The following is a 12563-nucleotide window of genomic DNA, read 5'->3' as shown; positions in this document are numbered from 1 at the left end:
GCCGCGCGCCGGGGCGATCGGGACGGCAGCACCATTCTCGGGAGAACGACGATGACGCAGGACATGATCGTTGACGCCGAGACGGTGCCGCGCGTGCGGGCGACGACGGACGCCCTGAATCTGATCGAGGAACTTCGCGCGGAATACGGCCCGGTGCTGTTCCACCAGTCCGGCGGCTGCTGCGACGGCTCCTCGCCGATGTGCTACCCGCAGGGCGACTATATCGTCGGCGACGACGACGTCCGCATGGGCGAGATCGGCGGGGCGCCCTTCTACATGAGCTCGTCGCAATTCGACTATTGGCAGCACACGCAATTGATCATCGACGTGGTGCCGGGGCGCGGCGGCATGTTCAGCTTAGAGAACGGGCGTGGCGTGCGCTTCCTCACCCGCTCGCGGCTCTTCACCGACGCCGATCTGGACCACCTCGCGCCGCTCGGCCGCGGTCCGGCCGTCTAGCCGCGAAGGCGCTGCGGATCACGTCCAAGGCGACGCGCGATCTCCCCGGCGGTCAGTTCGACAGCAAAACGCCCCGGCTTGCGGCCGAGGCGCGTATACGTTCATGGAGCGCGCACGTCAGCGGGCGCCGCGACCTATTGGCAGAGCAGGATCGCCTGCTCGCGGGTCAGCTTGTAGGACGTCGTCCGCTTCGCCACCGAGCGCACGTCGCCGCTGCTGTTCAGGCAATAATCGAACAACCGCCCGTCGCCCCAGCTGATCCGTACCGCGACCGGGTTACGGCAGAGATTCTGGATGCGGATGCTTTCGCTGCTCGGCGAGGTGATCTCGACGACGCACAGGCGCTCGGCCGTCTCGGCCATCGCCCCCTGCTGCATGGGAGCGGCGACCACCGGCCCCTGCACCGCGGCGCAAAGCAGCGATGCACAACCCCAAAGCCCCAGTCCCTGCTTCATCTCGTCCCCCCGTCGGCGCGGGATTCTTCCAGCTTGATTGACGGGGCGATTATGGCGGATAAATTCGTTGTATTTTCAAGTAAATTATATTCTAAAATCGAAATACATCCCAGTCGCGACGTTTTGACGCGCCAAACCAGGGCGATGCCGGCCTCATCGGGTGATCCGGCGCAGGCTCATACCTGATTATCTCGGGCGAGAAAACGCCGGACGCCCGAAGGCGCACCGGCACGGCACACCGACACGGTGCACCGCTATCGCGGCGTGAGCGTCGTCACGGCCAGCGCGGTCGCGGCGGCGCGATTCTCGACGCCGATCTTCGAATAGATCTGCTCCAGGTGCTTGTTCACCGTGCGCGGCGACAGGCCGAGAATCTCGCCGATATCGCGATTGGCCTTGCCGCGCGCCAGCCACATCAATACCTCCGCTTCGCGAAGCGTCAGGTTCAGCCTGGCCTTGAGCACCTGCTGGGGAGCGAGGCCTTCGTCCTCGACGATGCGCAGCAGCAGCTCGTCCGGGCCGATCTGCCCGACATAGGAAAGGCGGAGCCGCCGCGTCGATCCCTCGATCGGCAGTTCGATCGCCTCTCGCTCCACACCCGGCGCGCCGTCGCCGCGACGGCCGGCGAGCCAGCGGCGCACCGCCTCCGGCAGCAGGAAGGCATCGCCCGGCGGCGAGACGGTGATGGCCGTCAGCAGCGACGTCGCCTGAGGGGTGCTCCACAGCACCCGGCCCTCGGCGGTGGACGACATGAGGAAGCGGCCCGAGGCATCGAGCGCCGCCCGCGCGCTATGGGTCTGCCGGGCATTGGCGAGATGCACCTTGATGCGGGCGATCAGCTCATAGGGCGAGATCGGCTTGGTGACATAGTCGACGCCGCCGACCTCCAGTCCCTTCACGATCTGCTCGGTTTCCGACAGTCCGGTCATGAAGATCACCGGCACATGGGCGATGGACTTGTTGCTCTTCAACCGCCGGCAGGTCTCGAAGCCGTCCATCCCCGGCATCACCGCGTCCATCAGGATGACGTCGGGCGTGATGCGCTCGACCAGCGCCAAGGCGTTGGCGCCCTCGACGGCCACCAGCACGGTGGCGCCGGCGGCTTCCAGCGCATCGGTGAGAAGGCTGAGGGTCTCGGGCGAATCGTCCACCACCAGGACGATGTCGCGGCGCTCCACGCTATGCATCATTGGTGCGCAACGCCTCCAGGACGGCCATATATTGCTTGAGGTCGAACGTTTCCATCAGGTCCCGCATGTGCGAGACGAACGCACCATGGTCCGGCGAGACGGTCTCGATCTCGGCGAGCTTGGCCTGAATGCCGCGCACATAGCCGATCTCGCCCAGCTTCATCAGGTCCTCGATATGCACGTTCGCCGGCGGACGCAGCACCGGCGGCGCGGCCGGAACCGCTACCGGCGGCTGCCCCTCGCCCGTCCAGTCGAGATCGAGCAGTTTCTCCAGCTTGTCCAGCAGGGCGCCGAGCTGCACCGGCTTGGCCATCTGGTCGTCATGGTGCCGGTCATCGAGGCTCTCGCTGATGATCTCGCCGGCATTGGCGGAGATCATCAGGATCCGCAGCCGCAGGAAGCCCTCGTCCCGAAGCTGGCGCGCCACCTCCCAGCCGTTGAGGCCCGGCATGGCGATGTCGAGCAGCAGGAGGTCCGGGTCCCATTGCCGCACCATTTCCAGCGCCGCCACCCCGTCGGCCGCGGCAACGACGGTGAAGCCGAGCGGCACCAGCACCTCATGCATGAGGTCGCGATGCGCCGCATCGTCGTCGGCGACCAGCACGGTGCGGCGCCGGCCGACATAGCCGGAGATGCGCCGGTGTGGAATCGAGGCGTTGCGGGTCGGCCGCGCCACCTCCGACAGCATCATCTTGACGCGGAAGGTGCTACCGCTGCCCGGCGTCGAGACCAGCGAGATCTCGCCGCCCATGATCTCGGTCAGCAGCTTGGTGATGGTCAGGCCGAGGCCGATGCCGCTGGTCGAATAGGTGCCGGCCCGCTCCCCACGCTCGAAAGGCTCGAAGATGCGCTTGTGATCGGTCTTGGGGATGCCGATGCCGGTATCCTCCACCTCGAACTCGGCGACCTGGTTGCGGTAGGAAATGCGGAGCGCAACCCGCCCGGCATGGGTGAATTTGATGGCGTTGGACAACAGGTTGATGAGGATCTGCCGCAGCCGCTTCTCGTCGGTATAGACCACCGCCGGCAACCGTTCCGCCCGGACATAGACGAAGTCGATGCCCTTGGCGGTGGCCTGCAGGCGGAACATGTCGACCAGCTGATCGAGGAACTCGCCGATGCGCACCTCGTCGCGGGTCAGATGCAGCCGCCCGGCCTCGATCTTTGAAATGTCGAGCAGGCCGTCGATCAATCCCGACAGATGCTCCGCCGAGCGCCGCACCACCCGGATGGCATCGCGTCGGTGCGTGGGAATGGCGGTATCGCGCTCCAGAAGCTGCGCGTAGCCGAGAATGGCGTTGAGCGGCGTGCGCAGCTCGTGGCTGATGCCGACGACGTAGCGACTCTTGGCGAGATTGGCGGCCTCGGCGACTTCCTTGGCCTTCTGCAGCTTGGCGTCGGTGCGCTTGTGCGCCTCGATCTCGCGCATCAGCAGCGCGGTCTGGCGGCTGCTCTCCTCCTGTGCGACGCGCCGGCTCTCCTGCGCCAGCACGAACAGCCAGGCGGCGACGCCGGCAATGATCAGCAGGATGAAATACAGCGTGAACAGGATGCCGCCGATCGCCTCGTGCTCGGCCGGCGGCGACAACGCCGCCTGGAAATAGATCACGCCGAGAATGGCGCCGATGACGGAGGCGAGCAGCGCCAGCACGCCGATATAATGGCCGAGCCGCGAATTGATCTGCGCCACCGCCCATACCGGCAGCGTCGCGCGCAGCACCGCGAGGATCTGGTCGGGAAACCGCGCCTCTTCCTTGCAGCGGTCATGGCAGCGGGCGTCGAGCGAGCAGCACAGCGAACAGATCGGCCCGGCATAGACCGGGCAATGCGCCATGTCCTCCGGCTCGAACTTGTGCTCGCAGATGCAGCATTTGAGCGCCGCCCGCCCCTCCCATTTCTTGGAGGCGCGACGGGCGAGATAGTAGCGCCCCCCGGTGCCCCAGGCGACGCCGCAGGCGGTTCCGAACGAGACCACCAGCGCCACGAAAGGGGCGAAGGCCTGCAGCGCCGGACCGAAAAGCCCGGCAAAGGCCAGCACCGCGACACCGGTCCCGGCAATGAGCGCGAGAACGCCGACCGGGTTGATGTCGTAGAGATGCGCCCGCTTGAACTCGATGCCGGGCGGGCTCCAGCCCATCGGCTTGTTGACCACGAGATCGGCCACCAGCGCCGCGACCCAGGCCACCGCCACGATGGCGTAGAGACCGAGAATCTGTTCCAGCGCCTTGTAGATGCCGAGCGCCATCAGCATCAGCGCGATGGTCACGTTGAACACCAGCCACACCACCCGTCCCGGATGGCTGTGCGTCAGGCGCGAGAAGAAGTTCGACCAGGCGATCGAACCGGCATACGAGTTCGTCACATTGATCTTGAGCTGCGCGAGAATGACGAAGACGCCGGTGAAGGCCAAGGCGACCGGCGGCGAGAACACGGTTTCGAACGCCACCCGATACATCTGGGTCGGCTCGGCGGCATGGATGAACGGCACGCCGTGCGTCAGCGCGAAATAGGCGAGGAACGAGCCGGCGAGCATCTTCAACCCGCCCGGAACGATCCATCCCGGCCCGGCCGAGAGCAGCGCAAACCACCAAACCGCGTTGCGCATCGCCTCGCTGCGGCCCGGCGCCCGCCGCGGCAGAAAGCGCAGGAAATCCACCTGCTCGCCGATCTGCGCCACCAGCGCGAAGATGACGGTCGCGGCGGCGCCGAATTGCAGGATGTCGAACGAGCCGTCCGACGCGCCCAGACGACCGGTGTAGCCGGTCCATGCGGCAAACGAGGCGCCGTGATTGAAGAAGATGAAAACGAAGGGGATCAGGTTCAGCGCCAGCCAGATCGGCTGCGTCCAGAGCTGGAAACGGCTGATGAAGGTGATGCCATGCGTCACCAGGGGAATGACGACCAGGGCGCTGATGAAATAGCCCACCATCAGCGGCACGCCGAAGCACATCTCCAGCGCCAGCGCCATGATCGCCGCCTCGATGGCGAAGAACAGGTAGGTGAAGGAGGCGTAGATCAGCGAGGTAACGGTCGAGCCGATATAGCCGAAGCCGGCACCGCGGGTCAGCAGGTCGATGTCGACGCCGAATTTGGCGGCGTAGTAGCTGATGGGCAGGCCGGCGGCGAAGATCAGCACGCAGACGACGAGGATGGCCGCGACGGCGTTGTGGAATCCGTAGGTCAGCGTCACCGCGCCGCCGATCGCCTCCAGCGCCAGGAAGGATACCGCCCCGAGCGCGGTGTTGGCGACCCGCAACGCCGACCAGCGCCGCGCGCTCTTGGCGGTGAAGCGCAGCGCGTAGTCCTCGAGCGTTTCGTTGACGACCCACTGGTTGTAGCGGCGTCGCACGCGCACGATCTTCTGCTCGGCCGCCATGGATTCCTGCCTCGCCACCCTGCCGCCCGACATCCCCTCCGCCTGCCTCCCACGCCTGTTCTGCTGCCAGCCTCGTTCCGGGCCGGTCATACGCCAGCAAAAACCGCACCACGCACGCCAGGATTGTACAGCGCCAACTCCGGCCATGAACTCGCACCGCCATCGACAATGAAGCGCCGTCTAGATGGCCGGAAACCTGGCTCCTCTCCGATCAAACAAAAAGTATAGGCCGCGCCATGCCTCACGCGCGCGCGTAAAAATAAATAGCACGATTGACAGAACCTATTCCGCCAAGCTCGCAGACATGGTGAGGCGTATGGCGCGAAACCCCTATACGTCAATCGACGTATTGCTGCGGCGCGGCATCGGCCACCACGATCACACCAACACAAGCACATCGACAAGCTTGTTGAGACCACGTCAAACCCGTGGAGGGGATCGTATGCCTTCGTACAACGACGATTCGAATGATTTTTCGTCGACGCGCCGCAAACTTCTCAAAGGTCTTGCCGTCCTTCCGGCGGCACCTCTGCTTTCATCGACCGCCCTGTTTTCTTCGAGCGCCTTCGCCCAGGCGCCGGCGACATCCGCCATCAACACGACAGGCCTCGCCGTTACCGACACGGAAGTCACCGTCGGCATCCTGCACTCTGTGACCGGCACCATGGCGATCTCGGAAACCGGCTCGGTGCAGGCCGAGAAGCTCGCCATCGAGCAGATCAACGCCACGGGCGGCGTGCTCGGCCGCAAGATCAAGTTCATCCAGGAGGACGGCGCCTCCGACTGGCCGACCTTCGCCGAAAAGGCCAAGAAGCTGCTGGTGAACGACAAGGTCGCGGCCATCATGGGCTGCTGGACCTCGGCCTCGCGCAAGGCGGTGCTCCCGGTCGTCGAGCAGTATAACGGCATGCTCTATTACCCGACCTTCTATGAAGGCCTCGAGCAGTCGAAGAACGTCATCTATACCGGCCAGGAAGCCACCCAGCAGATCCTCGCCGGCCTCGACTGGGTCTCCAAGACCAAGAACGGCAAGAGCTTCTACCTCATCGGCTCGGACTATATCTGGCCGCGCACCTCGATGAAGATCGCCCGCAAGCATATCGAAGGGCATCTCGGCGGCAAGGTTTCCGGCGAAGAGTATTTCCCGCTCGGTCACACCCAGTTCAACTCGGTGATCAACAAGATCAAGCTGACCAAGCCGGACGTGATCTATGCCGCGGTCGTCGGCGGCTCCAACGTCGCCTTCTACAAGCAGCTCAAGGCGGCCGGCATCGACCTCAGCAAGCAGACCATGCTGACCATCTCGGTGACCGAGGACGAAATCGACGGCATCGGCGGCGAGAACATCGCCGGCGCCTATGCCTGCATGAAGTACTTCCAGTCGCTCGACAATCCGAACAACAAGGAATTCGTCGCCGCCTTCAAGAAGATGTGGGGCGAGAAGACCGTGATCGGCGACGTGACGCAGGCCGCCTATCTCGGCCCGTGGCTGTGGAAGATGACGGTCGAGAAGGCCGGCTCCTTCGACGTCGACAAGATTGCCGCCGCCTCGGCCGGCATCGAGTTCACCAAGGCGCCGGAAGGCTACGTCAAGATCCATCCGAACCACCATCTGTGGTCGAAGGCCCGCGTCGGCCAGGCCCAGCTCGATGGCCAGTTCAAGGTGGTCTACGAGACGCCCGAGCTCATCGAGCCGGATCCCTTCCCCAAGGGCTACCAGTGATCGGCAGGACGGCCACCCGGAGAGGGCCAACGCGTCCTCTCCGGGCAACTTCCGTTCGATCGGGGATCGCGTCGCAGCGCACATGCCGGGGGATTCGTGATGTTTTCTGACTATTCGCTGGCCGAACTCAGCTCCATCTTCCTGATGCAGGGCTTTGCCGGCCTGATATTGTTCTCCGTCTTCCTGCTGATGGCGCTGGGACTGGCGATCATTTTCGGCCAGATGGGCGTCATCAACATGGCGCACGGCGAATTCATGATCCTCGGCGCCTACGTCACCTACTTCACCTCGCAGTTCTTCCTGAATTTCCTGCCCGGCCTGTTCGCCGGCTATTTCTTCGTGGCGATGGCGCTGGCCTTCGTCGCCTCCGGGGCCCTCGGCATGGCGGTCGAATGGCTGATGATCCGGCATCTGTACAAGCGCCCGCTGGATACGCTGCTGGCGACCTGGGGACTCAGCCTCATCCTTCAGCAGTTCTATCGCTCGGTGTTCGGCCCGCGCGAGGTCGGCGTCGAGCTGCCGAGCTGGATGATGGGCTCGCTCCCGGTGACGGATGTCGTCGAGGTGCAGATCAACGGCCTGTTCGTCATGGGCCTGACCATCGCGATCACCATCGCGGTCGCGCTGCTGATGTACAAGTCGAGATGGGGCAAGCAGGTGCGTGCCGTGGTGCAGAACCGCGTCATGGCCGGCGCCGTCGGCATCAACACCGAGAAGGTGGATCGCTACACGTTCGGCCTCGGCTGCGGCATCGCGGGTGTCGCCGGCTCGGCCTTCACCATGATCGGCTCCACCGGTCCGACCTCCGGCCAGCTCTACATCGTCGACACCTTTCTGGTCGTCGTCTTCGGCGGCGCGCAGAGCCTGCTCGGCACCATCGCGTCGGCCTTCACCATCTCCCAGGCCCAGTCGACCATGGAGTTCTTCCTCTCCGGTTCGATGGCCAAGGTTCTCACATTGCTCGGCGTGGTCATCATCCTGATGCTGCGGCCCCAGGGGCTGTTCGTCATCAAGGTCCGGCGTTGAGGAGGCGAACATGACGAAATCGGGCCGTACCTTCTTCCTCGCGCCGAAAGACATGATCGGCGTTGCCCTCCTCATCGTGCTGCTGGTGGTGGTGCTGCCGCTGACCCTCGACAGCTTCCGGCTGCAATTCGTCGGCAAATACCTCACCTACGCCTTCGTCGCGCTCGGCCTGGTGCTGTGCTGGGGCTATGCCGGCATTCTGTCGCTGGGCCAGGGCGTGTTCTTCGGCCTCGGCGGCTACTGCATGGCGATGTATCTCAAGCTGGAGGCCTCCAGCGTCGAGAACACCAAGATCCAGTCCACGCCCGGCATCCCGGATTTCATGGATTGGAACCAGATCACCGAACTCCCGCTGATGTGGCAGCCCTTCAACAATCTCGGGCTGACCCTGCTGGCGGTCATCCTGGTGCCGGCGCTGTTCGCCTTCATCGTCGGCTTCGCCATGTTCAAGCGGCGCGTCGGCGGCGTCTACTTCGCCATCATCACCCAGGCGCTGGCCGCGATCCTCACCATCCTCATCGTCGGTCAGCAGGGCTATACGGGCGGCATCAACGGCATCACCGACCTGCGAACCCTGCACGGCTGGGACATCCGCACCGACAGCGCCAAGAACATCCTCTATTTCGTCTGCGTCGGCCTGCTGCTCGCCTGCATCCTCATCGCGTATTTCGTGAAGTCCTCGAAACTCGGCCGCATCCTGGTCGCCATGCGCGACAAGGAGGACCGGGTGCGGTTCTCCGGCTATGACGTGGCGAATTTCAAGGTGTTCGTGTTCTGCCTCGCCGCCTCGCTGTCGGCCATCGGCGGCGCGATGTTCACGCTGCAGGTCGGCTTCATGTCCCCCTCCTTCGTCGGCATCGTGCCGTCGATCGAGATGGTGATCTACACGGCGGTCGGCGGGCGCCTGTCCATCCTCGGCGCCATCTACGGCACGCTGCTGGTGAACTGGGCGAAGACCTCGTTCTCGGAGAGCTTCCCGGAACTCTGGCTGTTCGGTCTCGGCGGCCTGTTCATCGCCGTGGTGCTGCTGTTCCCCAACGGCCTTGCCGGCCTCTGGCAGTCCTATGTCGCCCCGCGCCTCGGCCCGCTCTTCGGCTCCAGGCCGAAAAGCCCCGATGCCGCTCCCGTCGCCGCCGAGTGAGGACGCCTCCCATGAACGCGCAAGTGATCAGCGACACGATGAACCCGGACTTCGTGCTGGCGGTCGAGGGACTGACCGTCTCCTTCGACGGCTTCAAGGCGGTCGACGACCTGTCCTTCTATGTCGACGAGAACGAGATCCGCGTCATCATCGGCCCCAACGGCGCCGGCAAGACCACCGTGCTCGACCTCATCTGCGGCCGCACCAAGGCGACCGCCGGCTCGATCCGCTTCAAGGAGCGCGAGCTGACCACGCTGAAGGAGCACGAGATCGTGCGCGCCGGCGTCGGGCGCAAGTTCCAGAATCCCTCGATCTACGAGGACCTCACCGTCTTCGAGAACCTGGAAATCTCCTATCCCAAGGGGCGCTCGGTGTTGGGCGCCCTCACCTTCCGGCGCGACGCCGCGGTGAAGAGCCGGGTGCAGGAGGTCGCCGAGACCATCTTCCTCGCCGACCAGCTCGACCAGCGCGCCGAATTCCTCTCCCACGGCCAGAAGCAGTGGCTGGAGATCGGCATGCTGCTCATCCAGGACCCCGAGCTGCTGATGCTCGACGAGCCGGTCGCCGGCATGAGCGTATCCGAGCGCAAGAAGACCGCCGAATTGCTCAACCGCATCATCAAGGATCGCTCGGTGATCGTGATCGAGCACGACATGAAATTCGTCGAGGACATCGCCCACAAGGTCACCGTGCTGCACCAGGGCAAGATCCTGTCGGAAGGCTCCATGGCCAAGGTCCAGGCGGACCCCAAGGTCATCGAAGTCTATCTCGGCCATTGAGGGAGCGCTTCATGCTGGACGTGTCCAAACTCGTCGTCTCCTACGGCCAGAGCGAGGTCCTCCACGGCATCGACGTCAAGGTCGCGCCGAACGAGATCGTCGCCATCATGGGCCGCAACGGCATGGGCAAGACCACGCTCATGAAATCGCTCATGGGCATCGTGCCGACCAGGAGCGGCTCGGTCTCCATCGGCCCGACCGACATCACCCGGCTCAAGAGCTATGAGCGGGTTGCCAACGGCATCGCCTATGTGCCGCAGGGCCGCATGATCTTCTCCACCATGACGGTGCAGGAGAATATCGAGACCGGCCTCATCCCGCGCGGCAAGATCGCCGTGCCGCCGGACCTCTACGAGCTGTTCCCGGTGCTGCTGGAGATGAAGGGCCGGCGTGGCGGCAACCTCTCCGGCGGCCAGCAGCAGCAGCTCGCCATCGCCCGCGCGCTCGCCACCCAGCCCAAGGTGCTGCTGCTCGACGAGCCGACGGAAGGCATCCAGCCCTCCATCATCCGCGAGATGGCGCGCACGCTGAAGCGCATCCGCGACCAGCGCGGCCTGTCGATCGTGGTGTCCGAGCAGGTCCTGTCCTTCGCGCTCGACATCGCCGACCGGGTGCTGGTGATCGAAAACGGTGAAATCGTCCACGAAGATCTGCGCGCCGACGTCGACGAGGCGAAGGTCGCGCGCTTCCTGTCCGTGTAGTTCGGCCCAAGGGGAACGGAGAAAAAGCATGCCCGATACGCTGATCAAGATAGATCTGTCGCAGTCAGCCTATGACAACGACATGGTTCACAACCGCTGGCACCCGGACATTCCGATGGTGGCCTGGGTGAAGCCGGGCGACGACTTTATCGTCGAGACCTATGACTGGACCGGCGGCTTCATCAAGAACAATGACAGCGCCGACGACGTGCGCGACATCGACCTGTCGATCGTCCACTTCCTGTCCGGCCCCATCGGCGTCAAGGGCGCCGAGCCCGGCGATCTCCTGGTGGTCGACCTGCTCGACATCGGCGCCATCCCCGGCAATGAATGGGGCTTCAACGGCTTCTTCTCCAAGAAGAACGGCGGCGGCTTCCTGACCGACCACTTCCCGCTGGCCCAGAAGTCGATCTGGGACTTCAAGGGCATGTACACGAACTCGCGCCACATCCCGGGCGTGAACTTCGCCGGCCTCATCCATCCCGGCCTGATCGGCTGCCTGCCGGACCCGAAGCTGCTCGCCACCTGGAACGAGCGCGAGGTCGGCTTCATCGCCACCAACCCGACCCGCGTGCCGCCGCTGGCCAACCCGCCCTTCGCGGCGACCGCCCATATGGGCCAGCTCACCGGCGACGCCAAGGCGAAGGCGGCGGCCGAGGGCGCGCGCACCGTCCCGCCGCGCGAGCATGGCGGCAATTGCGACATCAAGGACCTGTCGCGCGGCTCGAAGATCTACTTCCCGGTCTATGTCGACGGCGGCGGCCTGTCGATGGGCGACCTGCATTTCAGCCAGGGCGACGGCGAGATCACCTTCTGCGGCGCCATCGAAATGGCCGGCTGGGTGCATCTCAAGGTCGACGTGCTGAAGGGCGGCATGGCCAAGTACGGCATCAAGACGCCGATCTTCAAGCCCTCGCCCATGACCCCGAATTACAAGGACTATCTCATCTTCGAGGGCATCTCGGTCGACGAGCACGGCCAGCAGCACTATCTCGACGTCAATGTCGCCTACCGGCAGGCCTGCCTCAACGCCATAGAATATCTGAAGAAATTCGGCTATTCGGGCGCGCAGGCCTATTCGATCCTCGGCACCGCGCCGGTGCAGGGTCACATCTCCGGCGTCGTCGACATCCCGAATGCCTGCGCCACGCTGTGGCTGCCGACCGAGATCTTCGATTTCGACATCAACCCGACCGCCGCCGGGCCTACGAAGTTCATCGACGGCACCGTCGACATGCCGCTTTCGCCGGACCTTTGACCCCCCGCTTAGTCCGGCAGGCGGGGCGGTCGAAAGGCCGTCCCGCCACCTGATCGAGGAAACGCCCAAGCAACCGTTCAAGGTGCCCAAGGAACCCGCCGATGCCCGTCTATGAATATATGTGCGACGCCTGCGGCGACTTCACCGCCGTCCGGCCGATGAGCGAATATCGCGACCCGCAGCCCTGCCCGGATTGCGGCATCGCCGCGCCGCGGGTGATGCTGACCGCGCCGCATTTCTCCGGCATGTCGCGCGACAGCCTTGTCGCCCACGCCACCAACGAGCGAGCCGCCAACGCGCCGCTCACCAATGGCGAGTTCGCGGCGAAGCAGAGGCACGGCTCGGGATGCTCCTGCTGCTCGGCCGGCATGAAGAGCCGGAAGAGCAAGACCGCGACCGCCCCGGCCGGCGTCAAGAGCTTCCCCTCGGCGCGGCCCTGGATGATCAGCCACTGA

Annotated in this window: 11 protein-coding genes; 8 read left to right on the top strand and 3 right to left on the bottom strand. The window is 64.7% G+C overall.

Going from position 1 to position 12563, the window contains the following annotated elements; all coding sequences use genetic code 11:
- The first annotated feature begins 51 nt into the window (after positions 1-51).
- Positions 52-459: a DUF779 domain-containing protein gene (locus AC1RU4_RS01220; protein ID WP_492889160.1), complete on the top strand. Its 408-nt coding sequence runs from the start codon at positions 52-54 to the stop codon at positions 457-459.
- Positions 460-593: 134 nt separating this feature from the next.
- Here the strand turns inward: AC1RU4_RS01220 and AC1RU4_RS01215 are convergent, their stop codons facing one another.
- The 3 genes from AC1RU4_RS01215 to AC1RU4_RS01205 form a co-directional block, all read right to left on the bottom strand.
- Positions 594-914: a hypothetical protein gene (locus tag AC1RU4_RS01215; RefSeq protein ID WP_492889158.1), complete on the bottom strand. Its 321-nt coding sequence runs from the start codon at positions 912-914 to the stop codon at positions 594-596.
- Between the two features lie 254 nt (positions 915-1168).
- Entirely contained in the window at positions 1169-2104 is a 936-nt protein-coding gene (locus AC1RU4_RS01210; protein WP_492889157.1) for a response regulator, read from the bottom strand.
- Complete coding sequence (locus tag AC1RU4_RS01205; RefSeq protein WP_492889401.1) at positions 2094-5480, bottom strand: hybrid sensor histidine kinase/response regulator; 3387 nt, start codon at positions 5478-5480, stop codon at positions 2094-2096. The genes AC1RU4_RS01210 and AC1RU4_RS01205 overlap by 11 nt, the downstream gene beginning before the upstream one ends.
- Before the next feature lie 442 nt (positions 5481-5922).
- Here AC1RU4_RS01205 and urtA point away from each other — a divergent pair, with 442 nt between their 5' ends.
- From urtA to AC1RU4_RS01170, 7 genes are all read left to right on the top strand, one after another.
- Positions 5923-7203: an urea ABC transporter substrate-binding protein gene (urtA, locus tag AC1RU4_RS01200; RefSeq protein ID WP_492889156.1), complete on the top strand. Its 1281-nt coding sequence runs from the start codon at positions 5923-5925 to the stop codon at positions 7201-7203.
- Positions 7204-7302: 99 nt separating this feature from the next.
- Positions 7303-8229: an urea ABC transporter permease subunit UrtB gene (gene urtB / locus AC1RU4_RS01195; protein ID WP_492889155.1), complete on the top strand. Its 927-nt coding sequence runs from the start codon at positions 7303-7305 to the stop codon at positions 8227-8229.
- Between the two features lie 10 nt (positions 8230-8239).
- On the top strand, positions 8240-9370 hold the full coding sequence (gene urtC / locus AC1RU4_RS01190; RefSeq protein ID WP_492889154.1) for an urea ABC transporter permease subunit UrtC: 1131 nt from the start codon (positions 8240-8242) through the stop codon (positions 9368-9370).
- 11 nt (positions 9371-9381) lie between these two features.
- Positions 9382-10149, top strand: a complete 768-nt coding sequence (gene urtD / locus AC1RU4_RS01185) for an urea ABC transporter ATP-binding protein UrtD (RefSeq protein ID WP_492889153.1) — start codon at positions 9382-9384, stop codon at positions 10147-10149.
- A gap of 11 nt (positions 10150-10160) precedes the next feature.
- Entirely contained in the window at positions 10161-10850 is a 690-nt protein-coding gene (gene urtE, locus AC1RU4_RS01180) for an urea ABC transporter ATP-binding subunit UrtE (RefSeq protein WP_492889151.1), read from the top strand.
- Between the two features lie 28 nt (positions 10851-10878).
- Positions 10879-12108, top strand: coding sequence for a formamidase (gene fmdA, locus AC1RU4_RS01175; protein WP_492889149.1), 1230 nt, complete (start codon positions 10879-10881; stop codon positions 12106-12108).
- A 101-nt stretch (positions 12109-12209) separates the two neighbouring features.
- Complete coding sequence (locus AC1RU4_RS01170) at positions 12210-12563, top strand: FmdB family zinc ribbon protein (RefSeq protein WP_492889148.1); 354 nt, start codon at positions 12210-12212, stop codon at positions 12561-12563.

The organism is Ancylobacter sp. GW821-FHT10E12, assembly GCF_058809335.1.
Note: the sequence above shows the minus strand (reverse complement) of the source record. Positions and strands in the feature narration are given on the sequence as shown.

Bases quoted from the DNA above. Each gene is read 5' to 3' on its own strand.
- AC1RU4_RS01220 (WP_492889160.1), top strand. From the start codon at position 52: ATGACGCAGGACATGATCGTTGACGCCGAGACGGTGCCGCGCGTGCGG.
- AC1RU4_RS01215 (WP_492889158.1), bottom strand. From the start codon at position 914: ATGAAGCAGGGACTGGGGCTTTGGGGTTGTGCATCGCTGCTTTGCGCC.
- AC1RU4_RS01210 (WP_492889157.1), bottom strand. From the start codon at position 2,104: ATGATGCATAGCGTGGAGCGCCGCGACATCGTCCTGGTGGTGGACGAT.
- AC1RU4_RS01205 (WP_492889401.1), bottom strand. From the start codon at position 5,480: ATGGCGGCCGAGCAGAAGATCGTGCGCGTGCGACGCCGCTACAACCAG.
- urtA (WP_492889156.1), top strand. From the start codon at position 5,923: ATGCCTTCGTACAACGACGATTCGAATGATTTTTCGTCGACGCGCCGC.
- urtB (WP_492889155.1), top strand. From the start codon at position 7,303: ATGTTTTCTGACTATTCGCTGGCCGAACTCAGCTCCATCTTCCTGATG.
- urtC (WP_492889154.1), top strand. From the start codon at position 8,240: ATGACGAAATCGGGCCGTACCTTCTTCCTCGCGCCGAAAGACATGATC.
- urtD (WP_492889153.1), top strand. From the start codon at position 9,382: ATGAACGCGCAAGTGATCAGCGACACGATGAACCCGGACTTCGTGCTG.
- urtE (WP_492889151.1), top strand. From the start codon at position 10,161: ATGCTGGACGTGTCCAAACTCGTCGTCTCCTACGGCCAGAGCGAGGTC.
- fmdA (WP_492889149.1), top strand. From the start codon at position 10,879: ATGCCCGATACGCTGATCAAGATAGATCTGTCGCAGTCAGCCTATGAC.
- AC1RU4_RS01170 (WP_492889148.1), top strand. From the start codon at position 12,210: ATGCCCGTCTATGAATATATGTGCGACGCCTGCGGCGACTTCACCGCC.